This window comes from Enterobacter cloacae complex sp. HYC080_NIDB (assembly GCF_056673325.1).
In genome coordinates this window covers 1,493,957-1,519,769 of sequence record NZ_CP114212.1, presented here as the reverse complement: position 1 = coordinate 1,519,769, position 25,813 = coordinate 1,493,957, and the positions used below count along the sequence as shown (strand labels likewise).

At 54.8% G+C, this 25,813-nt stretch carries 22 protein-coding genes; 9 read left to right on the top strand and 13 right to left on the bottom strand.

Features of this window, described 5'->3' with window-relative positions; translation table 11 throughout:
• Window positions 1-7 precede the first annotated feature (7 nt).
• Window positions 8-940 carry a tRNA dihydrouridine(16) synthase DusC gene (gene dusC / locus O1723_RS07190; protein WP_014884557.1) on the bottom strand — a complete coding sequence of 311 codons (933 nt, stop codon included), beginning with the start codon at window positions 938-940 and terminating at the stop codon, window positions 8-10.
• 168 nt (window positions 941-1,108) lie between these two features.
• On the opposite strand from dusC, the gene O1723_RS07185 reads away from it, so the two are divergent.
• From O1723_RS07185 to O1723_RS07165, 5 genes are all read left to right on the top strand, one after another.
• Window positions 1,109-1,504: a CidA/LrgA family protein gene (locus tag O1723_RS07185; protein ID WP_014884558.1), complete on the top strand. Its 396-nt coding sequence runs from the start codon at window positions 1,109-1,111 to the stop codon at window positions 1,502-1,504.
• On the top strand, window positions 1,501-2,196 hold the full coding sequence (locus tag O1723_RS07180) for a CidB/LrgB family autolysis modulator (protein WP_014884559.1): 696 nt from the start codon (window positions 1,501-1,503) through the stop codon (window positions 2,194-2,196). The genes O1723_RS07185 and O1723_RS07180 overlap by 4 nt, the downstream gene beginning before the upstream one ends.
• A 129-nt stretch (window positions 2,197-2,325) precedes the next feature.
• Complete coding sequence (gene cdd, locus O1723_RS07175) at window positions 2,326-3,210, top strand: cytidine deaminase (protein WP_014884560.1); 885 nt, start codon at window positions 2,326-2,328, stop codon at window positions 3,208-3,210.
• A 127-nt stretch (window positions 3,211-3,337) separates the two neighbouring features.
• Window positions 3,338-4,057 (top strand): outer membrane permeability protein SanA, encoded by a 720-nt coding sequence (sanA, locus tag O1723_RS07170; RefSeq protein ID WP_014884561.1) that lies wholly within the window; start codon window positions 3,338-3,340, stop codon window positions 4,055-4,057.
• A gap of 120 nt (window positions 4,058-4,177) precedes the next feature.
• The gene (locus O1723_RS07165; RefSeq protein ID WP_014884562.1) at window positions 4,178-5,566 is read left to right on the top strand and encodes a glutamine synthetase family protein; all 1,389 of its coding nucleotides are present in this window, start codon (window positions 4,178-4,180) and stop codon (window positions 5,564-5,566) included.
• A gap of 49 nt (window positions 5,567-5,615) precedes the next feature.
• On the opposite strand, the gene mglC is transcribed toward O1723_RS07165, so the two are convergent.
• The 7 genes from mglC to O1723_RS07130 form a co-directional block, all read right to left on the bottom strand.
• Window positions 5,616-6,626, bottom strand: a complete 1,011-nt coding sequence (mglC, locus tag O1723_RS07160; protein ID WP_248190842.1) for a galactose/methyl galactoside ABC transporter permease MglC — start codon at window positions 6,624-6,626, stop codon at window positions 5,616-5,618.
• A gap of 15 nt (window positions 6,627-6,641) precedes the next feature.
• Window positions 6,642-8,162, bottom strand: coding sequence for a galactose/methyl galactoside ABC transporter ATP-binding protein MglA (gene mglA / locus O1723_RS07155; protein WP_014884563.1), 1,521 nt, complete (start codon window positions 8,160-8,162; stop codon window positions 6,642-6,644).
• A gap of 79 nt (window positions 8,163-8,241) precedes the next feature.
• On the bottom strand, window positions 8,242-9,240 hold the full coding sequence (gene mglB / locus O1723_RS07150) for a galactose/glucose ABC transporter substrate-binding protein MglB (protein WP_014884564.1): 999 nt from the start codon (window positions 9,238-9,240) through the stop codon (window positions 8,242-8,244).
• 295 nt (window positions 9,241-9,535) lie between these two features.
• The gene (gene galS / locus O1723_RS07145) at window positions 9,536-10,558 is read right to left on the bottom strand and encodes an HTH-type transcriptional regulator GalS (protein ID WP_014884565.1); all 1,023 of its coding nucleotides are present in this window, start codon (window positions 10,556-10,558) and stop codon (window positions 9,536-9,538) included.
• 155 nt (window positions 10,559-10,713) lie between these two features.
• On the bottom strand, window positions 10,714-11,871 hold the full coding sequence (gene yeiB, locus O1723_RS07140; protein WP_023337545.1) for a DUF418 domain-containing protein YeiB: 1,158 nt from the start codon (window positions 11,869-11,871) through the stop codon (window positions 10,714-10,716).
• A gap of 18 nt (window positions 11,872-11,889) precedes the next feature.
• A complete protein-coding gene (gene folE, locus O1723_RS07135) occupies window positions 11,890-12,558 on the bottom strand; it encodes a GTP cyclohydrolase I FolE (RefSeq protein ID WP_014884567.1) in 669 nt (222 codons plus the stop codon).
• A gap of 102 nt (window positions 12,559-12,660) precedes the next feature.
• Window positions 12,661-13,809, bottom strand: a complete 1,149-nt coding sequence (locus tag O1723_RS07130; protein ID WP_014884568.1) for a YbfB/YjiJ family MFS transporter — start codon at window positions 13,807-13,809, stop codon at window positions 12,661-12,663.
• A 138-nt stretch (window positions 13,810-13,947) separates the two neighbouring features.
• On the opposite strand from O1723_RS07130, the gene fghA reads away from it, so the two are divergent.
• Window positions 13,948-14,775 carry an S-formylglutathione hydrolase gene (fghA, locus tag O1723_RS07125; protein WP_248190844.1) on the top strand — a complete coding sequence of 276 codons (828 nt, stop codon included), beginning with the start codon at window positions 13,948-13,950 and terminating at the stop codon, window positions 14,773-14,775.
• A 259-nt stretch (window positions 14,776-15,034) separates the two neighbouring features.
• Window positions 15,035-17,020 carry a ligand-gated channel protein gene (locus tag O1723_RS07120; RefSeq protein WP_014884570.1) on the top strand — a complete coding sequence of 662 codons (1,986 nt, stop codon included), beginning with the start codon at window positions 15,035-15,037 and terminating at the stop codon, window positions 17,018-17,020.
• 54 nt (window positions 17,021-17,074) lie between these two features.
• On the opposite strand, the gene O1723_RS07115 is transcribed toward O1723_RS07120, so the two are convergent.
• Both O1723_RS07115 and yieE read right to left on the bottom strand, forming a co-directional pair.
• Entirely contained in the window at window positions 17,075-18,544 is a 1,470-nt protein-coding gene (locus O1723_RS07115; protein WP_248190846.1) for an amino acid permease, read from the bottom strand.
• A 170-nt stretch (window positions 18,545-18,714) separates the two neighbouring features.
• Entirely contained in the window at window positions 18,715-19,581 is an 867-nt protein-coding gene (gene yieE / locus O1723_RS07110) for a DNA-binding transcriptional regulator YeiE (RefSeq protein ID WP_014884572.1), read from the bottom strand.
• 97 nt (window positions 19,582-19,678) lie between these two features.
• On the opposite strand from yieE, the gene O1723_RS07105 reads away from it, so the two are divergent.
• Together O1723_RS07105 and nfo are read left to right on the top strand one after the other, a co-directional pair.
• Window positions 19,679-20,725, top strand: coding sequence for a YeiH family protein (locus tag O1723_RS07105; RefSeq protein WP_014884573.1), 1,047 nt, complete (start codon window positions 19,679-19,681; stop codon window positions 20,723-20,725).
• Window positions 20,726-20,789: 64 nt separating this feature from the next.
• On the top strand, window positions 20,790-21,647 hold the full coding sequence (gene nfo, locus O1723_RS07100; RefSeq protein ID WP_014884574.1) for a deoxyribonuclease IV: 858 nt from the start codon (window positions 20,790-20,792) through the stop codon (window positions 21,645-21,647).
• A gap of 45 nt (window positions 21,648-21,692) precedes the next feature.
• Here nfo and fruA read toward each other — a convergent pair whose 3' ends face one another.
• Genes fruA through fruB form a run of 3 tightly spaced genes read right to left on the bottom strand, consistent with a single transcriptional unit; the run spans window position 21,693 to window position 25,469 of the window.
• Window positions 21,693-23,384 carry a PTS fructose transporter subunit IIBC gene (gene fruA, locus O1723_RS07095; RefSeq protein WP_014884575.1) on the bottom strand — a complete coding sequence of 564 codons (1,692 nt, stop codon included), beginning with the start codon at window positions 23,382-23,384 and terminating at the stop codon, window positions 21,693-21,695.
• Window positions 23,385-23,400: 16 nt separating this feature from the next.
• Window positions 23,401-24,339, bottom strand: coding sequence for a 1-phosphofructokinase (fruK, locus tag O1723_RS07090; RefSeq protein ID WP_008500936.1), 939 nt, complete (start codon window positions 24,337-24,339; stop codon window positions 23,401-23,403).
• Window positions 24,339-25,469 (bottom strand): fused PTS fructose transporter subunit IIA/HPr protein, encoded by a 1,131-nt coding sequence (gene fruB / locus O1723_RS07085; RefSeq protein WP_023330930.1) that lies wholly within the window; start codon window positions 25,467-25,469, stop codon window positions 24,339-24,341. The genes fruK and fruB overlap by 1 nt, the downstream gene beginning before the upstream one ends.
• Between the last annotated feature and the right edge of the window lie 344 nt (window positions 25,470-25,813).

Sequence of the window (25,813 nt, the reverse complement as noted above, 5' to 3'; positions counted from 1 at the left end):
CCGCTAGTTATTTTGAGTGAATGACCCGCGCAATTTCAGCCGACGTCTGGAGCGTGCGGATCGCCTGAAATAACCCCAGCGCTTCGCTGTATTCTTTACGTAAATAGCTCAGCCACTGCTTGATGCGCGCGACGTGATACAAACCGGTATCACCCTGCTTTTCCAGACGGCTGTATTTTTGCAGCAGCGTCACCACGTCAGCCCATGGCATACGCGGTTCGTTATATTTCACGACGCGACTGAGGTTGGGCACGTTAAGCGCACCGCGGCCAATCATCACCGCATTGCAGCCCGTCTCTTTCAGGCATGCCTGTGCGCTTTCGTAATCCCAGATTTCGCCGTTAGCGATCACCGGAATAGTGAGCCGCTTGCGGATCTCGCCAATCGCCTGCCAGTTAATCCGCTCAGCTTTATAACCATCTTCCTTGGTGCGGCCATGCACCACCAGCTCGGTGGCACCAGCCTGCTGCACCGCATCGGCAATTTCAAACTGCTTATCTCCGCTGTCCCAGCCCAGACGAACTTTCACGGTGACCGGCAGATGCGAGGGTACCGCCTCGCGCATGGCTTTTGCGCCGCGATAAATCAGCTCAGGATCCTTGAGTAGCGTTGCCCCGCCGCCGCTGCCGTTGACCAGCTTTGACGGACAACCGCAGTTGAGATCGACGCCATACGAACCCAGCGCCACGGCCCTGGCGGCGTTTTCCGCCAGCCATTCAGGATACTGGCCTAACAGCTGGATCCGCACCAGCGTACCGGAAGGGGTCCGGCTCTGGCGGTGCAGTTCAGGACAGAGACGGTAGAATGACTTTTCTGGCAGCAACATATCGACCACGCGCAAAAACTCCGTCACGCAGAGATCGTAATCGTTCACCTCGGTAAGCAGCTCGCGCACAAGAGAGTCGAGCACGCCTTCCATCGGGGCCAGTAAAACACGCATTCTGAGTACCTGTGAAAAAAGACGCGCTATAGTAGCTGCTCTGTATGTATGTGGAAAGCCCGGCGTTCCATTCCGGAATGTCTGGTATGCTCAAAATTCATGATGTGATCCGTGGCACATTTTCAGGTTTAATTGTATGATGAATGCGTTTCATCAAGGACTATCACCATGAGCAAATCATTGAACATTATCTGGCAATATCTGCGCGCATTCGTCCTGATTTACGCCTGCCTGTATGCCGGGATTTTTATCGCGTCGCTGCTGCCTATCACCATTCCTGGCAGCATTATCGGCATGCTGATCCTCTTTGTTTTACTGGCGCTGCAAATTCTGCCCGCAAAGTGGGTTAACCCCGGCTGTTTCGTCCTCATCCGCTATATGGCGCTGCTTTTCGTGCCCATCGGCGTCGGGGTCATGCAGTATTTTGATTTGCTCAAAGCCCAGTTCGGCCCGATTGTGGTCTCCTGCGCGGTTAGCACGCTGGTGGTTTTCCTTGTCGTGAGCTGGAGTTCACATCTGGTACATGGCGAACGTAACGTCATCGGGGAGAAAACAAAAAAATGATGGCTAATATCTGGTGGTCTCTGCCGTTAACCCTGCTGGTCTTCTTCGCCGCGCGTAAACTTGCCGCACGCTTCAAAATGCCGCTGCTCAACCCCCTGCTGGTGGCGATGGTGGTAATTATTCCTTTCCTGCTGCTCACCGGCATCCCTTACGAACGTTACTTTGCCGGCAGCAAAATTTTAAACGACCTGTTGCAGCCCGCCGTTGTGGCCCTCGCCTTTCCTTTATATGAGCAGTTGCACCAGATCCGCGCCCGCTGGAAATCCATCATTACTATCTGTTTTGTGGGCAGCCTGGTGGCGATGATAACCGGCACGTCGGTGGCGCTATTGATGGGCGCTTCGCCACAAATTGCGGCCTCTATTCTGCCTAAATCGGTGACCACACCTATCGCAATGGCGGTAGGCGGCAGCCTCGGCGGGATCCCGGCCATCAGCGCGATGTGCGTCATTTTCGTCGGTATTCTCGGCGCGGTGTTTGGTCACACCCTCCTGAACGCGATGCGGATCCATACTAAAGCGGCGCGGGGATTGTCGATGGGCACCGCCTCGCACGCCCTGGGTACCGCCCGCTGCGCGGAGCTGGACTATCAGGAAGGGGCTTTTAGCTCCCTGGCGCTGGTGATCTGCGGGATTATCACCTCCCTGCTCGCCCCGTTTATTTTCCCATTGATTCTGGCGGTGATGGGCTAAAATTTGCGATGCGTCGCGCAAATTTCATTTTGATTTCATAAGTTGCATACATAATGAGAAGTGGATCACATATAAAGCCCCAGCGGCTCCGTAAACTACCGATCCATTAACCTTTATGAGGCAAACGCCATGCACCCACGTTTTCAAGCTGCCTTCGCTCAGCTTGCAGAGAATTTGCAATCAGCCCTTGCTCCCGTCCTGGCAGATGCACATTTCCCCGCCCTGCTGACGGCAGAGCAGGTCACCATGCTGAAACAAGCAGCGGGACTGGATGAAGACGCGCTGGCTTTCGCACTGCTGCCCCTGGCTGCCGCCTGCGCGCGTGCCGATCTCTCCCACTTCAACGTCGGCGCTATTGCGCGCGGCGTCAGCGGAACCTGGTACTTCGGTGGAAACATGGAGTTCCTGGGCGCAACCATGCAGCAAACCGTTCATGCGGAGCAAAGCGCTATCAGTCACGCCTGGTTGCGCGGTGAAAAGGCCCTGAGCGCCATCACCGTGAACTACACGCCGTGCGGACACTGCCGTCAGTTTATGAACGAGCTGAACAGCGGGCTGCAACTGCGCATCAACCTGCCGGGACGTGCGCCACACACGCTGGGCGATTACCTGCCGGATGCCTTCGGCCCGAAAGATCTGGACATTAAAACGCTGCTGATGGACGAGCAGGATCATGGTTTCGCCCTGTCCGGCGATGACCTTAGCGAAGCGGCCATTCGTGCGGCTAACAAGAGCCACACTCCGTACAGTAACGCCCCAAGCGGCGTGGCGCTGCAGTGCCGCGATGGCCGTATCTTCACCGGCAGCTATGCGGAAAACGCCGCGTTTAACCCAACGCTGCCGCCGCTGCAGGGTGCGCTCAACCTGCTGAGCCTGAACGGCTACGACTACCCCGACATTCAGCGCGCAATTCTGGCCGAAAAGGCCGATGCGCCACTGATTCAGTGGGATGCCACCGCTGCGACGCTCAAGGCGTTAGGCTGCACGACGATCGACCGCGTACTGCTGGCATAAATCCTTCCGGCGGACTGAAATGTCCGCCACATTGCTGAAAAACCCCTCAGTTGAGTCGCTGTTTCTTGCGCTAACCAGACGGGTAAAGTAGCCTGAGTGAACTTTCATCCACGAACGAGCCATCTCCATGTTAAAGCGCGTTTTTTACAGCCTGTCTGTCCTGGTCGGCATACTGCTGTTGATCGTGCTGGGTCTCGACCGCTGGATGAGCTGGAAAACCGCCCCTTACATCTTTGATGACCTGCAGGACCTGCCCTATCGCCAGGTGGGCGTGGTACTCGGCACCGCCAAGTATTACCGAACCGGGGTGATCAACCAGTATTATCGTTACCGAATTCAGGGCGCGCTGAACGCTTACAACAGCGGCAAGGTGAACTATCTGCTGTTAAGCGGTGATAACGCGCTGCAAAGCTATAACGAACCGGTGACGATGCGTAAGGACCTGATTGCCGCAGGCGTGGATCCTGCCGACATCGTGCTCGACTACGCAGGCTTCCGCACCCTCGACTCCATCGTGCGCACCCGCAAAGTGTTCGACACCAACGACTTCATCATCATCACCCAGCGTTTCCACTGCGAGCGCGCGCTGTTTATTGCGCTGCATATGGGTATTCAGGCGCAGTGCTACGCGGTGCCGTCGCCTAAAGATATGCTGAGCGTGCGCGTGCGCGAATTTGGCGCGCGTTTTGGCGCGCTGGCGGACCTCTACATTTTCAAACGTGAACCGCGCTTTTTAGGCCCGCTGGTGCCGATTCCGGCGATGCATGAAGTACCGGAAGACGCGCAGGGTTACCCGGCTGTGACGCCGGAGCAACTGCTTGATATGCAGAAGAAAGAGAAAAAATAGCCCGCCTTTATACTTTCTTTACGCCGGGCCTGCTGCTTTTTATCCCCCGTTTACGCCGCCCCATTTAAGCTGAGTTCACTACCGCTACGGCTTCATTGAAGAATGACTATGAACTCGATAATGAATGCGTTTTTCCTCAAAAGTATCCGTCCGTATTTTAGCTTTCCCGGTTTATCACTCCCCGGCGCACTCAACTCAGGTCTGTGGCTTGATGAAAAAATTGATGCCCTGCAGCACAACATTTCCGTGGAAGTGGCGGATTATCTGGAGCGTTACCCGCAGACAAAACATGTTGACGTTTACCTCAACGATATCAACGGCATTATGCGCGGCAAGCGTCTCTCGGTAGAGAGCATGTTGAATCTGGAAAAAGGCTGCTACTTTCCCCTCTCTGTCTACTCGATGGATCAGAAAGGGAAAATAGCCGCCCTGCTGAATGATGAACCGGATCGACTCTGCATTCCTGTCGCCGGTTCCCTGCGCCCCTCAGCACAAGATCCGCAGCACAACGCGCAGATCCTGCTGACGATGAAAGACAGCGACGACGCCCCCTGCCCGCTTGAGCCGCGCGTGATACTGCAGATCGTGCTGGCCCGCTTCCACCAGCACGGGCTGTTCCCGGTGATTGCCCCGGAAATTGAGTTCTACCTGACGGGGCAGGATACTCATGAGCCGCAGAATCAGGGCTGCTTTCATATGGATACTTCGGCAGAACATACGGCGCTGTTTGACGAACTGGAACAGCTGGCACACCTTCAGCGCATCCCGCTGACAGGGATCGTCGCGGAAGCCGAGTCCGGGCAGTTCGAGTTAAACCTGAAGCATAGCCACTGCGTCGTTGAGGTCTGCGATAACGTACTGGCCCTGCGCCGCCTGACCCGCTACGTTGCTGAAAAGCACGGTCTGCAGGCCAATTTTATGGCCAAGCCTTTCAGCCAGCAGTCCGGCAGCGGTTTGCATTTTCATTTCAGCCTGAACAATAGTCGGGGCGAAAACGTCTTCGCTTCACCAGTGAATGCGCTTAACAGCATGATGCGTTTATGTATCGCAGGTCAGCTGGCGCTAATGCCCGCCTCCATTGCCATTCTGGCGCCTGGTGTCAATGCGTTTCGCCGCCTGCGTAAAAACCTGACGGAACCCGTCTTTAACTCCTGGGGCTATAACACCCGCTCCGCCGCATTGCGTATTCCCTGCTCGGATGACAGCAACCGTCGTATTGAGTACCGACTGGCCGGAGCTGATGCCAATCCGTATCTGGTCGCCGCAACTATCCTCACCGGCATGCTGTACGGGCTGGAAAATATCGAGGAGGACGATTTACCTGAACCTCAGCATGATGAACCCGCACTGCCGTTGTTTCAGCAGGAGGCGATTGAGACATTTTCCCGCTGTCAGTATCTCACCGACAGCCTTGGAGACGCCTTTTCTGAACAGTGGGTGGCCTGCAAGCTTTCAGAGCTCGACTGGTTCGAAAGCATTGTAACCCGTGAAGAGTCACGTCTTGCGTAGGACAAAAAAAAGCCCGCTCGATGAGCGGGCCAGGTAAAGCACGTGACGATTATTTCTTACGTGCGTACTTCAGTGAATCCAGCGCAACGGCGAAGATAATAATCGCGCCTTTAATGATGTACTGCCAGTACGGGTTCACGCCGATGTAGGTCAGGCCGTAGTTGATCACGGTGAAGATGATCACACCGGTGACCACACCGAGAACGGTACCCACGCCGCCGCTGAAGGAGACGCCGCCGACCACACAGGCTGCAATCGCATCCAGTTCGTACATAAAGCCGAGGTTGTTGGTTGCAGAACCGATACGACCCGCTTCCAGCATCCCACCGAAGGCGTAGAATACCCCGGACAGGGCATAGATCATCAGCAGGTTCAGAGCCACGTTGACGCCGGAGACTTTCGCCGCTTCCGGGTTACCGCCGATAGCAAAGATGTTTTTACCAAAGCGCGTTTTGTTCCACAGGATCCAGACGAACGCCACCGCAATCAGCGCATAGAAGGTGATATACGACAGGCGGAAACTGCCCAGCGCGATAAACCCTTGCGTGAAGGTTGAGAAGCCGCTGTCAAAGCCCGAGATAGGAGACGCGCCCACGAAGTCGTAGTAGAGGGAGTTGATACCGTAAACGATGATCATCGTACCCAGCGTGGTGATAAATGGCGTCACGTTCAGGTAGGCGATGATAATACCGTTGATCAGACCAATCACCGCACCGATGGCGCAGACAATCAGGATCACCACGAAAATCGGCATGGTCGCCATTTCCGGGAAGACCTTGTTGGCGTTTTCCATCGACTGCAGCAGGGTTGCCGCAATAACCGCCGCCAGGCCGACCTGACGACCGGCAGAAAGGTCAGTACCCTGGGTGACGATAAGGCCTGCCACGCCCAGCGCAATGATAATACGCACGGAAGACTGGGTCAGAATGTTACTCAGGTTCAGCAGACTTAAGAACGTAGGGTCCTGAAAAATGATAATGGCCAGCAGGACTAAAAGAACAACGTAAATTCCGCCTTCTTTCAGGTAAGTGAGAAAATTTTTTTTATTTAACGCACTCATGAGGAGCCCCTGATCTTAAAGGTGCAAAGACGCAAGACGCAAAATTTCGTTTTGCGTTGTCGTTTTGGTGTCAACAATACCGGCAACGAGACCATTGCTCATAACCAGAATACGGTCTGTGATCCCTAACAGTTCCGGCATTTCGGAAGAAATAATAATGATCCCTTTATTCTTTTTCGCCAGCTCGGCAATCAGCTGATAAATTTCAAACTTCGCGCCGACGTCAATGCCACGGGTAGGTTCATCCAGCATCAGAATTTCTGGCTGGGTTAATAACCAACGTCCGATAATGACTTTTTGCTGGTTACCCCCCGAAAGCGAACCAATTTGCGTGCGGTGACCAGGCGTCTTCACGCGCATGGAGTCAATCACCCACTGGGTATCGCTCTTCATGCGGGAGTTATCCAGCAGTCCGACTTTATTTTTGTAATTACGAATATTAGAAATTAACGAGTTAAAGTTAATATCCAGATAAGCATAAATACCCGTCGAACGACGCTCTTCCGTTACCAGCGCAAAACCGTTATTAATGGCTTCGTTGGCATTGTGGTTGTTAATTTTCTTTCCGTGCAGCGTAATGGTGCCCTGGGCCTTCTCACGGATACCAAACAAGGTTTCCACAATGTCGGTACGCTTTGCCCCCACCAGACCGGCAATCCCCAGGATTTCGCCTTTGTGCAGGTCGAAGGAGACATCGCGGATGGACGGCTGACGCAGCGAGGTGAGATTGCGCACTTCAAGAATCACTTCACCCGGCTTGTTCTCTTTGTCCGGGAAGCGCTGGTTGAGGGAGCGGCCAACCATCATGGCGATGATCTTGTCCATATCCAGACCTTCCAGCGGCTGCGTGGCAATCCACTGGCCGTCGCGCAGGATGGTAATCTCATCGCACAGCTGGAAGATCTCTTCCATTTTGTGAGAGATGTAGACAATGCCGCAGCCACGTTCTTTCAGCTTACGAATAATGGTAAAAAGGTGATTAACCTCTTTTTCCGTTAATGACGACGTCGGTTCGTCCATGATGACGATTTTCGCATCATAGGAGAACGCTTTGGCAATTTCGATCATCTGCATTTGTGAGACGGATAAGGTTCCCACGCGAGCGCGCGGATCGATATCAATATCCAGCTCATCAAAAATCGCTTTGGTGTCACGATACATTTTGTCCTGATCGACAAAGACACCTTTGGTTGGATAACGCCCCAACCACATGTTATCCATAACGGAACGTTGCAGTACCAGGTTTAATTCCTGGTGAACCATCGAGATACCGTTTTCCAGTGCTTCTTTCGCTGAATGGAAATCGATCTCTTTCCCCTGAAAAAGAATGCTGCCAGAATCTTTTTGATAGATCCCAAAAAGACATTTTAATAATGTTGATTTACCCGCACCGTTCTCCCCCATTAATGCATGAATAGAGTGAGGACGGACTTTTAAATTAACATTATCGAGTGCCTTAACACCGGGAAATGACTTGTTAATACCGTTCATTTCCAACAAGTATTCACCGGTTGACTGAGTAGTTGTGCTGACCATAATTATACCTTGTTGGCCTCGCATATCGCGTTATAAAAGGGCGCAACGAATTGCGCCCAGTGGAGACAGGTTAACTCACTTATTTACCGATAAACTCAGCCAGGTTGGACTGGTCTACGCCCACGTAAGGTACGCGAACGATTTTGTTGTCAATTTTCCAGCTGGTGCCATCTGCCGCGCCTTTACCGTCAGCGAGGTTTTTCGCCAGATCGAAGGTGGCTTTCGCCTGGTTATTGGCATCGTTCAGAACGGTACCGGCCATCGCGCCAGATTTAACCAGCGCCAGCGCTTCTGGCAGGGCATCCACACCGAATACCGGAATGGACGATTTATTGTGGGCTTTCAGCGCTTCTACCGCACCCATTGCCATCGCATCGTTGTTGGCGATAACCACTTCGATTTTGTTCGCGTTAGGGCCGGACAGCCAGGCATCCATCTTATCTTTCGCCTGGGCGGTATCCCACATCGCGGTATCTAATGCCAGCTGCTGGGTTTTCAGGCCCTTATCATTCAGCTCTTTGATAACGTAAGTCGTACGCGCTTCAGCATCCGGGTGACCAGGTTCGCCTTTCAGCAGAACGAACTGGATCTGACCGTCTTTGTTCAGGTCCCAGTTCGGGTTCGCTGCCCAGTGTTTCGCGATCAGATCGCCCTGAATAATGCCGGACTCTTTGGAGTCAGTACCGACGTAATACGCTTTGTCATAGCTATCCAGCGCTTTACGGGAAGGTTCTTTGTTGAAGAAGACGATTGGCACATTCTGGCCGCGCGCTTTTTCAATTACCGTGCCTGCTGCAGCCGGGTCAACCAGGTTGATCGCCAGGGCTTTCACGCCTTTCGCCAGCAGAACGTCGATCTGGTCGTTCTGTTTGGACTGGTCATTCTGGGAGTCATTCATCAGCAGCTGTACGTCTGGCGCTGCTTTCGCATCTTTCTCGATAGCTTTACGTACAACAGACATGAAGTTGTCGTCGTATTTATAAATCGTCACACCAATACGGGTATCTGCAGCGTGCGCTGCTGCACCAAAAAGCATGCTTGCCATTACAGCAGACAGGGTCAACACCTTCTTATTCATGGTATCTCCGGTTTTTTTTATGCAGGGTAGTTCTGGTGAATAACGAGCGGCAGGCAGATGTTAATAAAACGTTACTGACAGCCGACGTTCACTTATAAAATTTCTCTCTTCCGTGGTCGGTAACGCTCCAGAAATGCGTTTTATTCGTTGTTTGCGGCACATTGGCTACTGTTAAAGTGAATAATCACCGTTACATAGCGTTTCAGCTGCTAAAACGCTGACATCATAGTCAGCGCCTTGTTAAGATACTGTGAATTTACTCACAGATTGAAAACGGTTACATCACCTCATGTAATCAGTTAGTGATCGGAGCCACAATTTGCCGCGACGCGACGGAATGTCGACGCACCAGGGTTGGCATGAAGCAATGCGTCGCCCCAGGATCCAGCAGCCCTGCGGCTCCCTGTAACGCCAGTTCAGTAGCCAGTTTTGCCATAGAAGCAATGGGATAGCGCACCGTGGTCAGCTGCGGGTCGGTGTAACGGGCGATCGGAATGTCGTCAAAGCCAATCAACGACAAATGCTGCGGCACCGCAATGCCGTTATCTTTCAGTGCCGTCAGCGCGCCCGCTGCCATGCTGTCGTTATACGCAAACACCGCAGAAAGCTGCAGATTGCGGCCCAGCAACTCCACCATTGCCGCCTCACCGCCCTGCATGTCAGGCGTACCGGTGCCGATCCAGCTCTCTGATGCGGTAATGCCGTGTTCTTTCAGGGCGTTTTGCCAGCCCTCACGCCGGTACGCGTCATCTTCAATTTGATGGCTGGAGGCAAGATAACCGATCCGCTGATGGCCGTTATTGATAAGCATTTTGGTGGCCATCATGGCGCCGCTGACGTTATCCAGCCCAACACAGCGGTGGGCATAGCCCGGCACAATCCGGTTAATCAGCACCATGCCCGGAATCTGTTCCATAAACCCGGCAAGCTCTTCATCACTTAAGGCTTTGGAGTGAACAATCAGGGCGTTACAGCGCTGGCGAATCAGTACTTCGATGGCATGACGCTCTTTCTCCGCCTCATGATAGCTGTTGCCAATCAGCACATATTTTTGATGCTGCTGGGCAACCACATCGACCGCTTTCACCAGCGCACCGAAAAAGGCGTCTGAGACATCCATCACCACCACGCCGATGGTATCGCTGACCTGCGTGGCAAGCGCCTGCGCGTTGGCATTTGGCCGGTACCCGAGCTGGGTCACGGCTTTCATTACGGTTTCACGGGTTTCAGGGCTCACCAGCGCACTGTTGTTCAGCACGCGGGAGACGGTAGCCACAGAAACGCCCGCCAGACGGGCGACATCACGAATGGTGATCATATTCACCATCCTTCAAAGGATTGCAGCAACTCACAGACACCCCCTGTGTTTAGCAAGGTGGCTATTTTGGCAGCGAGAGAAAAGGGACTACGTGAAGAAGCTCACAGTCATGAAAACGCTTACATCCGTTTTGTTAATGATTGTGATCCAGATCGTTATCTGGATGTATTACTCAATGATACCCCTGAAGCATGTGCGGTTAACTGACGCCACACCCACTCCAGCGGCCCCTGACGGAAATAACGCAGCCAGATAACGGAAAACGCCAGATTAACCGCCCAGATCGGAATAACAAACGCCAGCAGCCCGAGGCGGTCGAATTTCATAAACAGGCCAAAGCGATAGAAAATCGTGGTGCATATCAACGTTTGCAGGAGGTAATTGCTTAACGCCATGCGCCCGACGCAGGCGACTGCGCTGACAAGCCACAGGCGAGAAAGCTGCGGCCAGAAGCCATATATTAGCGCCGCGTAGCCGATGGTCTGGAATGGCGCGCTCAGTTCACGCGGTACCTGGAGCAGGAAAGCGCACCAGCGATAATCCCAGTGAATGTGCCACTGTATCATCACCGACGGGAGGTTTATCAGCACGCCGAGCAGAACCAGCCCCGCCCCGGTGCGACGATAATGACGCAGGCTGAACTCCCCTTTCAGCCACCCGGTGCGCATCAATGACGCCCCCATCAGCATCATCCCTGCCAGCTGCCAGCCGTATTGCGCCCCCAGCGCAAGAAGGTTATCCCCCAGCATATCCGCCCGGTTGCTAATGGCTTCCGTACCGCCTTTTAGCTTCCAGAACTGCTCGTACTGGAGGTTTGCAGCATCCGGGATCCAGGAACGGTTGGTCGCTTCGCCAGAGATCATCCCCAGCAGCAGCAGCACCCCAAGCCCCATGAGGTAGAGCATCACGCCGGTGTTAAACAGGCTTTTCACGCTGTGCGCATCACGAATGAGACGCCAGCAGATAAGCCCGACTAACCCATATGCGAGAAGAATATCGCCGTCCCAGAAGAACAGACCGTGGATAAAACCGAGGATCACCAGCAGGGTTAAGCGCGACTGGATCCAGCGGGTGCCGCGTTTAAGCAGAAGCTGTAGTCCTGCGCCAAACAGCAGGGCAAAGAGCGTGAGGAATTTAACCTGGGCAAACAGATCAAGGATTGCCCAGGTCCAGGCATCGCTTCGGGTGATATCGCCGTACCAAGCGGGATTGAGATAAGCGGCCTTCGGCAGACCGAAGGCGCTAATATTCAGCAGCAGGATACCCAGTATGGCGACGCCGCGAACAAAATCGAGCGTGACGTTTCGCTCCATGGTCCCTGCCCTGTGAGATTAGTTGTGGTGACGCACGGCGCGCAGGAACTCCTGGCGGGTGTTCTGGCTCGATTTAAACAGACCGCCCAGCGAAGTGGTGGTGGTTGCACTGGTCGCATCACGTACGCCGCGAGCTTTCACGCAGTAGTGAACGGCATCGATAGAGACCGCCACGTTATTGGTGCCCAGCAGCGTTTGCAGGGCAATCAGGATCTGCTGCGTAAGACGCTCCTGAACCTGAGGACGCTGCGCGAAGAACTGCACAATACGGTTGATCTTCGACAGACCAATCACCGTATCTTTCGGGATGTAAGCCACGGTCGCTTTACCGTCGATAGTGACGAAGTGATGTTCGCAGGTGCTGGTCAGCGTGATATCACGTACCGTGACCATCTCGTCCACCTTCATCTTATTCTCGATAACGGTAATTTTCGGGAAGTTGGCGTAATCCAGGCCAGAGAAAATTTCGTCGACGTACATTTTCGCGATGCGCTTAGGCGTCTCCATCAGACTGTCATCGCTCAGATCGAGATTCAGCAGTTGCATGATCTCGGTCATATGCCCGGAAATCAGACTTTTACGGGTTTCATTGTCCATATCCTCAACGGGCGGACGCAATGGCGTTTCGAGACCGCGCGCAAGCAGGGCTTCATGGACCAGGGCAGCTTCTTTACTGAGTGATGACATTTTCTTCTCCTGCAGGTGTGGCGTCTTTCGCCCTCGTTGTGGCAAAAGTATGCGCTCATTGTGCGTGAGGCGACGCACATAATCCAGTATTCACGACGATAATTATTGCAATTGCTGTTGCCTTTCAGCGTGACGATTCCAGACCAGCGCGCCGCCGATGAACAACGCGACGCCCGCCAGCCCCAGCGCAGGCTCCAGCCGGTGGGTTAGCCAGGTCGATAACGCCGACGTCACCGGGCCAATCAACTGCCCGATGGCATACCCGGTGGTGAGCAGTCCCGCCATATAACGCGTGTGGTTCGGTGCCAGCTCTCGGCCGTATAAAAGAGAGAGCTGCACGGCGCAAAGGAACCCACCACCTACCAGCAGCCCGCCCGTCAGCAAACCGCCGATGCCCGGCAGCAGCCAGGCCGCCAGGACACCCGCGCCCTGAAGCCACAGCACGATAGCCAGCCTGCGGTTAGCCGTGGAGATATGTCGCAAGGCAATGCTGAGCGCAATCCCCACCACAGCGGCGAGACCAAAAATCGGCCAGACAAACTGAGCAAACAGGCTGCCGGGAAAGCGCACGGCGGCCATTTGCGATAAAAAGGTCGCCGGAAGGATATAGCCAAATCCCGCCAGGCTGTAGCTCCAGACCAGGCGCTTTAAATCCGCGGTCAGCCGCAGCGGCTCAGGCGCAGTCCCCGGGCGATGAAGCTGACCCGCACGCGGCAGATAGCGTGCCACCAGCGCAATCAACACGAGCGCCAGCACGCCGTAGATCTGCCACGCCGCACCGGCCGAAAGGGATTTCGCCTGAATATAGACCGCGAGCAGGCCGCTCAGGGCGATACCCGCGCCGGGGCCGGCAAACACCGCAGCACTGAGCCCCGGTTTACCCAGTTGCCCCAGCCGCTCGTTGGTCCAGGCGGCAATCAGCACCATTGACCAGCCACTCATGCAGCCGATCGCAAAGCGCAGCAGGCCGTGTATGACGGCGTTATCCGCCGCCGCGGAGAGCAGCGTCAATGCAACCGCACCCGTAATGCCGAGCCAGAGCCGCGTTTCAACAAAGCGGCGCGCGCGCATGGCATCCCATGCTCCCACCAGATAGCCAAGATAATTCATCGCCGCCACCAGGCCTGCGCTGGTGAGCGTGAGTTGCCCGGCGGCAATCATCAGCGGTACCTGAGGCGTAAAGGCAAAGCGCCCTATCCCCATCGCCACCACCAGCACGACAAACCCACTAAGCGCAATACGCAGCGCCATGACCGCTCCAATTGTTAAAGAAAAGTAAATTTATGATGCAACATCTTGCCGTTCCGCGAAAGTGAAAGTTGCTCACAGGTAAATGAAAACGCTGTATTATGATGCCAATGAATAGCTATTCTCATTAAGGAGCCTTGCATGGAACTGCTCGAAGAGCACCGTTGTTTTGAAGGTCGACAGCAGCGCTGGCGGCACGACTCCACCACGCTGAACTGCGCCATGACGTTCAGTATTTTCCTGCCTCCGGCAGAGAATCCGCCTGTTCTGTTCTGGCTTTCTGGCCTGACCTGCAACGACGAAAACTTCACAACCAAAGCCGGTGCGCAGCGTATTGCGGCCGAGCTGGGTATCGCGCTGGTGATGCCCGATACCAGCCCCCGTGGGGACGATGTGGCGGATGATGCAGGATACGACCTGGGTAAAGGCGCCGGGTTTTACCTGAATGCGACCGAGCAGCCGTGGGCGAGTCATTATCGTATGTATGACTACATCCGTGACGAGCTGCCTGCGCTGATTCAGGCCGAATTCGCGGTAAACGATCGCTGCGCCATCAGCGGACATTCCATGGGCGGACACGGGGCGCTAATCATGGCGCTGAAAAACCCCGGGAAATATACCAGCGTCTCTGCGTTCGCGCCGATTGTTAACCCAACGCAGGTACCGTGGGGACAAAAAGCCTTCACCCACTATCTGGGCAAAGATGAAACGAAATGGCAGGAATGGGACAGCTGTGCGCTGATGCTGGCGAGCGACTCAGCGAATGCGATCCCGATGCTTATCGATCAGGGCGATGCGGATCAGTTCCTCGCCGGGCAAATCCAGCCCGCCGTTTTAGCTGAAGCGGCACGCCAGAAGGACTGGCCGCTCACGCTGCGCATTCAGCCAGGATATGACCACAGCTATTACTTTATGGCCTCCTTTATTGAGGATCATCTCCGCTTCCACGCGGCGCATTTGTTCGCGTAATTTTCGCTATTTGCCCGATAGCCTCTCGCCTGTCGGGCTTTTACCCTTATTGACATAATCCTATCCGCTTGAATCCAGGCTATTTTCTTGCCAACACATCAAACACAAATGATTTCAATTATCATTTGTGTTTACAATTATACATTCTTTTGTACAATTCCAGACTCTTCTCCATCACAAAGAGTTCTTACAAGACAAATACATACAGTTCTCAGGGTTATCCCGATGGAGTTTTTTTCTTTTTATATGGAATGTACAAATGACAAAACCACGCGTTAAATTGCTGGCCGCTGCCATTGGCGCCGCCACACTTTCCTCCTTCGTTCACGCAGCCGATCAGGACACCGTTGTCGTCACTGCGACGGGTTTTGAACAAAAAATCCAGAATGCCCCCGCCTCCATCTCGGTGATTTCAAAACAGCAGATTGAAGATAAAGCCTACCGTGATGTCACCGATGCCCTGAAAGACGTCCCGGGCGTCGTCGTTACTGGCGGCGGGAGCAGCAGTGATATCAGTATTCGCGGCATGGCGCCGCAGTACACGCTGTTCCTGGTGAACGGCAAACGCGTGAGTACGCGCAGTACCCGCCCAAACAGCGACAACTCGGGCATTGAACAAGGCTGGCTGCCGCCGCTGGAGTCCATTGAGCGTATCGAGGTTATCCGTGGCCCGATGTCCTCACTTTACGGCTCTGATGCAATGGGTGGAGTCATCAACGTCATTACCAAAAAAGTGTCGAACACCAAAGCCTGGACAGGTTCGTTGCATGGCGATGCAACCTTCCAGGAAAACAATGATTCCGGTGATATCTTTCAGACCAACGCCTACGCTTCAGGTCCCCTGATTGACGGGCTGCTTGGCGCAAAAGTGACGGGGCTTTTGTCACGCCGCGCAGAAGATAAGATTGTGAACGGGTATAACGAGCAGAAAATGCGTAACGGCGGTATTACGTTGAATTTCACGCCGGACGAGCAAAATGATTTCGACCTCGACTTTGCCCGTGAACTTCAGGACAGAAACAGCACGCCGGGGATGTCGAAAGCGACGGAAACCTGCCGTGGAACAACCTGTACGCCAAATACCAAAAGCGAAACCCGCTATGAACATACCACCTACTCATTAACCCACAGCGGTTATTACGACGACTTCAATACCACCAGCTATATCCAACAGGAAGAGACGAATAACCCGGATCGTGAAATGCGCTCGTACAACACCACCTTCAACAACCAGAACCAGATCTTCCTCGCCGATCATACCCTGACTCTCGGCGGGCAATATCGCTATGAGAAACTGCGCGACAACGGCAATCAGCTGGAGGCTGCCGATGGCCTGAACAAACTGACACGCTGGAGTTGGGCACTGTTTGCCGAAGATGAATGGGCAATGACGGAAAGCTTTACGTTAACCGGCGGCCTGCGCATGGACAAAGACCAAAACTATGGTACTAACTGGACGCCACGTGGTTACGGTGTATGGCACCTCGCCGAGCAGTGGACATTGAAAGGCGGGGTTTCTGCGGGCTACCGTGCACCGGACCTGCGTCAGTCGTCTGCCAACTGGGGGCAGGTAACGGGTGGTGGCCGTCTTGACGGTATCATCGTTGGCAACCCGGACCTGAAACCAGAGAAGAGTCTGAGTGAAGAGATCGCCCTGCTCTGGGATAATAACGACAATCTTAATGCCGGTGTGACGCTGTTCAATACCGACTTCAAAGACAAAATTACTGAAGTTCGCCGCTGTAACAGCAGTTCCGATCCCGCCTGTACGATTGGCGATCACAGCTATGATTTCGTGAGCGATCGCGTCAACGTGGACAAAGCCAACATGCGCGGCGTGGAGTCTACCTTCGGCTGGAAAATCACGCGCGATGTGAACTGGACTGCCAACTACACTTATACGGAATCCGAGCAGAAGAGCGGCCAGTTCTCCGGTAAGCCGTTGAACAAAATGCCAAAACATATGTTCAATACCACCCTGGACTGGCAGGCGACACCAGACGTCGGCTTCTGGAGTCGTCTGAACCTACGCGGTAAAACGTCTGAGTATCTGAGCCGTACATCAATGTCCCAGGGTACACCGTCCTATACCCAGGTGGATGTGGGTCTGCGCTACAACGCGAACAAAAACCTGCTTGTGACTGCCGGTGTGTATAACGTGCTCGATAAGCAAATTGATTACGATACGTATGACACCGTGCTTGATGGGCGTCGTTATACCGTTGGCATGACTTACAGCTTCTAACCGCCCCATAAAAAAGCCCGCTCGAATGAGCGGGCTGAAAGAGAGGAATTGCGGTTATTGTTTAAATCGTTCCGGGAATTCCATTTCACTGTAGCGAACGAAGTGTGTTCCTTTCGTCAGTTTGTAACCAAACCAGATGATCAGGAACAGCGGAATACCAATGTAGGTTGCCGTGACGGCGCCCCAGTCGATAGTATCCGCGAGGAACGCTTCATAGTTCTGGCCCAGCGTAATAATCAGACACAGAATGAAGGCGAAAATTGGCCCCAGCGGGAAGAACCCTGAGCGATACGGCAGGTCGTTCAGATCATGACCTTGCATTACGTAACCGCGACGGAAGCGATAGTGGCTGATGGCAATGCCCAGCCAGGCGATAAAGCCCGTCATCCCGGAGGTGTTAAGCAGCCACAGGTAAACCGTCTGGTTGCCGAACATAGAGGTCAGGAAGCACAGACCGGCAATCACCGTGGTGGCATACAGAGCGTTACGTGGCACACCACCGCGAGACAGTTTAGCGAAGATGCGCGGCGCTTTACCGTCGCAGGCCAGGGTGTAAAGCATACGGGTGGACGCGTACATACCGGAGTTCCCCGCAGACAGCACTGCCGTCAGGATCACCGCATTCATTACCGCCGCCGCAGAGAGCAGTCCCGCGTGCTGGAAGACCAGAGTGAACGGGCTGACGCTGATGTCTTTCACATCGTTACGCAGCAGGCTTGGATCGGTATACGGAATGATCAGGCTGATAATCAGGATCGCGAACACGTAGAACAGCAGGATACGCCAGAAGACCTGACGCACCGCGCGCGGAATGTTCTTCTCCGGGTTTTCAGATTCACCGGCCGCAATACCAATCAGCTCAGTGCCCTGGAAAGAGAAGCCGACAATCATCGCAACGCCAATCATGGCCGAGACCCCACCGGCAAACGGCGCATCGCCTATTGTCCAGTTGCTCCAGCCCGCAGGCTCTGCCCCTTTGAAAATACCAACGATCATCGCCACACCGACGACGATAAAGATGATGACGGTTGCCACTTTGATCAAAGAGAACCAGTATTCTGCTTCACCAAACCCGCGTACGGAGATGTAGTTCAGCAGGAAAATGACGACCAGGAACAACGCGCTCCAGATCCAGCCCGGCGTGTCCGGGAACCACCAGGTCATCACCAGCTGTGCGGCGACGAGGTCAACGGCGATGGTAACAGCCCAGTTGTACCAGTAGTTCCAGCCCAGCGCGAAGCCGAAGCCTTCTTCCACGTATTTTTGTCCGTAGGTCGAAAACGAACCGGATACCGGCATGTATGCCGCCAGTTCACCCAGGCTGGTCATCAGGAAATAGACCATCAGGCCAATCAGGATATAAGAGAATAATGCCCCACCCGGGCCGGCTGCCGAAATCGTTGCGCCAGAGGCAACGAAAAGACCTGTACCGATGGAGCCGCCAATGGCGATCATCGTCAGGTGACGCGCCTTGAGTTCACGACGTAGCGTGGGCGCTTCTGTGGTTTTAGTTTCTGAAACCATGTGAAAATGCTGTCCATTCAATAAATGAGGCGCGATTGTAGCAGACGATCGGCGTTCCTTCCGGCAGAAATACTCAGTTATAAGAGAGCTTCATGACGCGGCCAGGATTATAAGTAAAGCATCATTTTTCCCTCCCCCTTTTGGGGAGAGGGCCAGGATGAGGGGCAATTTCACATCTCGCAATAGCGCAGAAAACGCTGCAGCGAACTGGAAAGGTGTTTCTGACGATGATGGATGCACCACAGCGTGCGCACCAGTTTCGGCAATGGAACAGGAATTTCCACCAGCGATCCCGTCTCAAGCTGTTCGGCAATCACGCGTCGGGAAAGGCAGCTGATACCCAGTCCATGACGCACCGCATGCTTAATCGCCTCCGAGTTCCCCAGCTCCATTCCCAGCTGGAAATGCGGCAAATGAGACAGCAGCAGGTAATCGACAATTTCACGCGTGCCGGAACCCTGCTCGCGCAGGATCCACTGAGCCTGCGCCAGGCGCTCCAGCGTCACCTCGCCCTGTAATAAAGAAGAGGCCGGGGAGGCAAACACCACCAGCTCGTCTTCCAGCCAGGGCTCAGCGATGATATCGACGTTGTGGCACGGACCTTCAATGAGACCGATATCCACGCGAAAATCGATCACCGCGTTGATGACGTCCTGGCTGTTACCCACGCTCATCTCCAGCGGCAACGAGGGAAAATCCCGGCGATAGCGGGCAATCACTTCCGGCAGGATGTAGTTACCGATGGTACTGCTGGCAAAAACGCGGATCGCGCCGTTGTCTTCGCGGAACAGCTGTTCAATTTCGATAGCCTGCTCCAGCAGGGCCAGCGCGCGCGGGTAAAGCAGGCGGCCATGCTCATTGACCACCAGACGCTTCCCTACCCTGTCGAAAAGCTGAACGCCTAACTGTCCTTCAAGATCGGTCAACGCCGCGCTAACGGCAGACTGAGAGAGCGCCAGCATTTGTGACGCCTGAGTCGTAGAGCCGCTCTTCAGCACTTCGGCAAACACTTCCAGCTGACGCAATGTAATGTGCATGGTTACTTACCACTTATATAGATTAATTATAAGTATATAATCAATTTTATTTTTAAGCCAGAACGCCGTAACCTTTAGCCAGACAAAGGAGAAGGTTATGTCAGAACTCACCTTACAACATCATCGTACAGTTTGGCACTTCGTGCCGGGTCTCGCGCTCAGCGCCGTCGTCACCGGTGTGGCCTTATGGGGCGGCAGTATACCGGCAGTGGCCGGTGCCGGGTTTAGTGCCTTAACGCTGGCTATTTTGCTCGGCATGGTGGTCGGGAATACCGTCTACCCGCACATCTGGAAATCCTGCGACGGGGGCGTCATTTTCGCCAAACAACATTTATTACGTCTGGGCATTATTCTTTACGGCTTCCGCCTGACCTTTTCGCAGATTGCGGATGTCGGCGTGAGCGGGATTGCCATTGATGTCCTGACCCTTTCGAGCACCTTTATGCTGGCGTGCTTTATCGGCCAGAAGGTGTTTGGCCTGGACAAGCAGACCAGCTGGTTAATTGGCGCAGGCAGCAGCATTTGCGGTGCGGCAGCGGTACTGGCAACGGAACCGGTCGTTAAAGCTGAAGCCAGTAAAGTGACGGTGGCCGTCGCGACGGTGGTCATCTTCGGTACGCTGGCAATCTTCCTTTATCCGGCTATGTATCCGCTGGTGGCGCACTGGTTTAGCCCGGAAACCTACGGCATCTATATCGGTTCGACGATGCACGAGGTGGCGCAGGTGGTCGCGGCAGGTCACGCCATCAATCCGGAAGCGGAAAATGCCGCGGTCATCGCCAAAATGCTGCGCGTCATGATGCTGGCCCCGTTCCTGATTTTCCTGGCCGCGCGGGTTAAGCAACTGGCTCCGGCAGGTGGCAGCGAGAAAAGCAAAATCACCATTCCGTGGTTTGCGATCCTGTTCATCGTGGTCGCTATCTTTAACTCGTTCCACCTGCTGCCAAAAGCGGTCGTGGATATGCTGGTGACGCTGGATACGGTGCTGCTGGCCATGGCGATGGCGGCTCTGGGTGTGACCACGCACGTCAGCGCCCTGAAAAAAGCCGGCGCAAAACCGCTGCTGATGGCGCTGGTGCTCTTTATCTGGCTGATTGTGGGCGGCGGCGCGATTAACCTCGCCGTACACAGCCTGATGGCATAAACCCTCTCGTCGTTCTCCTGTTAACCCGTTATGATAAGCGTTTCGGGTTAACAGGAGTCTTTTTATGAAATATGTTGGAGCGCACGTCAGCGCTGCAGGTGGCCTTGCAAACGCCGCCATTCGCGCCGCCGAAATCGAGGCAACCGCTTTCGCCCTGTTCACCAAAAATCAGCGCCAGTGGCGCGCCGCACCGCTCACCACCGACGTGATTGATGATTTCAAAGCCGCCTGTGAAAAATACCACTACGGGCCGGGCCAGATCCTTCCCCACGACAGCTATCTGATTAACCTCGGTCATCCGGTTCAGGAAGCGCTGGATAAATCCCGCGAGGCGTTCCTTGATGAAGTGCAGCGCTGTGAACAGTTGGGGTTGACGCTGCTGAACTTCCATCCGGGTAGCCATCTGATGCAGATCGACGAAGACGCCTGTCTGGCGCGTATTGCTGAGTCCATCAACATCACCCTGGAGAAAACCAACGGCGTGACCGCGGTGATCGAAAACACCGCCGGTCAGGGCAGCAATCTCGGTTTTAAGTTCGAACATCTGGCGGCGATCATCGACGGCGTGGAAGATAAATCCCGCGTGGGCGTGTGCATTGATACCTGTCACGCGTTTGCGGCTGGTTACGATCTGCGTACAACCGAGGCAACGAAAAACACGTTCGATGAGTTTGAGCGCATCGTGGGCTTCAAGTACCTGCGCGGTATGCACCTCAACGATGCGAAAAGCGCCTTTGGTAGCCGGGTTGACCGCCACCACAGCCTGGGCGAAGGCAATATCGGTCACGATGCATTTCGCTTTATTATGCAGGATGCCCGTTTCGACGGTATCCCCATGGTGCTGGAAACCATCAATCCGGATATCTGGGCGGAAGAGATCGCGTGGCTCAAGGCACAGCAGACCGCTGAACAGGCGGCATAAAAAAAGCCGGGTTGCTTAGCACCCGGCTTTTTTGTTGCTTATCGCTTACGCTGCTTTTGCAACCCCTTCCGCTTCCGGACGTTTCAGCACCGCGTAAGAGAGACCCGCCACCAGCGTACCGGCAATGATTGCCAGCAGGTAACCCAATACCGGGGTGATTGCGCCAGGGATCAGCAGGACGAACAGACCACCATGTGGTGCCATCAGCTTCGCGCCAATCGCCATGGAGATGGCACCCGTCACCGCACCACCCACGATACAGCATGGCAGCACACGCATTGGATCACGCGCCGCGAACGGGATTGCACCTTCGGTGATGAAGCACAGACCCAGCACCAGCGCCGCTTTACCGCCTTCCTGCTGCGCTTTGTCGAACTTACGACGGGCGATAATGGTCGCCAGGCCGAGCGCCAGAGGTGGCACCATACCGGCCGCCATGATCGCCGCCATCGGCGCATAGGTCTGGGTACTCAGCAGGCCAACGCCAAACGCGTATGCCGCTTTGTTCACCGGACCGCCCATATCGGTACACATCATACCGCCGAGGATTGCGCCCAGCAGAACCGCGTTCGCCGTACCCATGGTTTGCAGCCAGTGGGTCAGACCCGTCAGGATGCCCGCTACCGGTTTACCGATGAGGTAAATCATCGCCAGACCCACCACCAGGCTGGAAATCAGCGGGATGATGAGAATCGGTTTCAGCGCTTCCATACTCTGCGGCAGCTTCAGCTTCGAGCTGATCAGCTTCGCGACGTAACCGGCCAGGAAACCGGCAATGATACCGCCGATAAAGCCGGAACCGGTGCTGACGGCCAGCATACCGCCGATAAGACCCGGCGTCAGGCCAGGACGGTCAGCGATGGAGAAAGCGATAAAGCCTGCCAGAACCGGCACCATCAGCGCGAATGCTGACCCCCCGCCGATCTGCATCAGCGCAGCCGCAAGCGTACCTTCTTCTTTAAATGCTGTAATACCAAACGCAAACGACAGCGCGATACACAGACCACCCGCCACCACCATCGGCAGCATGTAAGACACACCCGTCAGCAGGTGACGGTAGGCCCCCGCAGACTCTTTCTTCCCTTCGGTGGCGGTTTTAGCCGCACCGGTAGCCTGGTAAGGTTTGGCTTCCGCCAGCGCTTTATCAAATTCCTGAGCGGTCTTTTTCAGCGCCAGGCCGGTTGAGGTGCGGTACATCGGCTTACCGGCAAACTTCGCCAGATCGACTTCGATATCGGCCGCCACAATCACCAGATCGGCTTCCGCCACTTCTTCCGGGGTGATGGCGTTACCGGCACCCACGGATCCACGGGTTTCGACTTTTACCCACCAGCCGCGTTTTTTCGCTTCGGTTTCAATGGCTTCAGCCGCCATAAAGGTATGCGCTACCCCAGTTGGACACGCCGTTACCGCCACAATGCGTTTCGGCCCGGTGGCTGCAGCCGCGGTCGGTGCCGTCGCGACAGGTGCGCTGTAAACCGACGCGTGGCCTTTCGCTTCACTCAGGAACAGTTCTGGATGTGCCACCGCGCGATTAATATCGCCCAGCCACACTTTTTTGCCGTTCAGCGCACTGTCCGCAGGGATTTTATCACCCAGAACAATCGCCAGTTCAGCATCACCCGGGTTATCAATGATGTCCAGGTGTGCTTTTTGTGCCGCCGCGCCCAGCAGGGTCTTCGCCATATAGGCGCGAGCCTGTCCGAGACCGGAGTCAATGATCAGCAGCGTTTTCATTATTCCTCTCCTGCTGTTAGTTAAAAGGTTTTAAGTCAACGCGCGCCATCATCGCGGCTAACTGGGTACGATCGGTAATACCGACATTGCTCTGGCTCACAGCCAGGGCTGCAACGGCGGTGGCAAGACGTAACGTATGTTCACTGGATTCACGCATCAGCAGGCCGTAAATCAGGCCGCCAACCATCGAATCCCCAGCGCCAACGGTACTCACAACTTCCATTGACGGCGGTTTGGCAATCCATTCGCCAGAAGCGTTAACCCACAACGCGCCTTCTGCACCCAGCGAGATCACGACGTGAGCGATACCCTGCTCACGCAGCGCATGGGCTGCATCAATCACATCTTTTAATTCTGGCAGCTTACGGCCAGCCCAAATCTCCAGTTCGCGGCGATTCGGCTTCACCAGCCATGGAGACGCTTTCAGACCCGCAACCAGTGCGTCACGGCTGCTGTCGAAAATAATGCATGGGCACTGGCTACGCAGGCGCGTCATCCAGTCGGTAAACGCTTCCGGGCTCACGCCGGACGGCAGGCTGCCGCTGACGCACACCATGTCGAACTGACCGAGCCAGGTGAGTGAGTCGTTAACAAAGCGCTCCCAGTCTGACGGGGTGACTTCGAAGCCAGAGAAGTTCAGGTCGGTTACTTCACCGTCTTTCTCCGTCAGCTTGACGTTGATACGGGTACGGCCCTGAACGACCTGGAAGCGGTTGGCAATGCCCAGCTCGCTGAACAGCTGCTGGAAACCGTCCTGGTTATCTTTACCGAGGAATCCACCCACGGTGACATCGATACCGAGATCCTTGAGCACTTTCGCGACGTTAATCCCTTTGCCCGCAGCATGCAGGCCAGTGGTACGCACGAGGTTTACTTCGCCGCGCTCAATCTCCGGGCAAAACCCCACCAGGTCATATGCCGGGTTCAGCGTAATAGTCGCAACACGTCTGCTCATTATGCGCCCTCCCCCAGACCTGCCGCGATGGCGTCGCCAATCGCTTTCAGCGCCTGTTCAGCATCAGCACCCTGCGCGGTGAAACGCAGACGGTGACCTTTCTTCACGCCCAGCGCGACCACTTTCATCAGACTACGGCCGTTAGCCGGTTTGCCCGTGCCATCAAGGTTAGCCACGGTGATCTCACTTTCGAATTGTTTAATGGTATTCACCAGCATGGTGCCTGGACGGGCGTGCAGGCCGTGTTCGTTACGTACCACGAACTCAGCGGTCAGCAGGTCATCCGTCAGCGCATCATCACTGGTCAGCAGAGCCAGCACGGTGGCAGCATCCGCATTCAGCAATTTTTCAGCTTTATTATTCAGCAGCAGATCGCCCAGACGCTTCAGCACCGACACTGGCTGCTCATCGTTCATCGCCACGGTGACCAGCATGGCGGCAGGCTCACCCTCAACGTCAAACGCTGTGGCTGCGCGGCTCACCGCGATAGCACTGCGCAGGTTGCCTTCAGCACTGTCGTTCAGCCAGATACCCTGGCCAAGATTCAACGGTTTGTCGTTAATCACGCGTGTCACAAAGGTGGCATCAGCCGCCCCGGCTTCTTTAAGACGACCCGCGTTCAGCGCCTGCAGCGTGACCAGATCCGAAGCCACAACATCCAGCGTCAGCGTGTCATTATCCAGTTTCAGCGCTTCACTCTGTTTTTCACCCATCAGCAAGGCACGCAGCTCTTCAGCGGTTGTCGCTGACTTCAGCTGTTCTGCCACGGCGTCATCACTCAGGACATGCGTTAGCTGACGCAGCAGACCCAAATGTTCGTCGCTGCTGGCCGCAATGCCGATAGCCACATACGCTACCTGACCTTCGCCCCAGAGCACGCCCTGCGGGAACTGATAAACCTTCACGCCGGTTTTCAGCACCTGGTCGCGGGTGTCTGTTGTACCGTGCGGAATGGCAATCCCATTACCGAGGAAGGTGGAGGTCTGCTGCTCGCGCGCCAGCATACCGTTTACGTAGCCGTCCGCGACGTTGCCTGCCTGCACAAGGGCAGCGGCAACCTGACGAATAGCCTCTTCTTTATCCCCGGCCTGAGCGCCCGGGTGAATATCCTGAACAGATAACTGGAACATGGTTCTCCTCTCCTGCTGAAAGTGAATCGTTTCAGCTTACATGAGAAAAAATACGCTAGCCTGCTCCGTTTGCTAAAACAAGATAGCGCTGAAACGTTTCAAAAAGTCTTGCGCTTTCTGCAATGTCTTGCAAGAAAAGTCGTATTTCCGATCTCAGAATTTAGAGATGCAGCACATTTCTTCCGCATTCAGCTGAATTTTGCTGAAGTTCAGCAAATCAGTTTCAGCTAAGTTCAGCCAGCAGGATGAGAAGTTGAAATGCCATTTTGATTTTTCGTGGCATCATTGACCTCGTCCACTGTTTATTTTTTAGCTAACGGCGTAAACTCCGCCCCTCTCTGTTA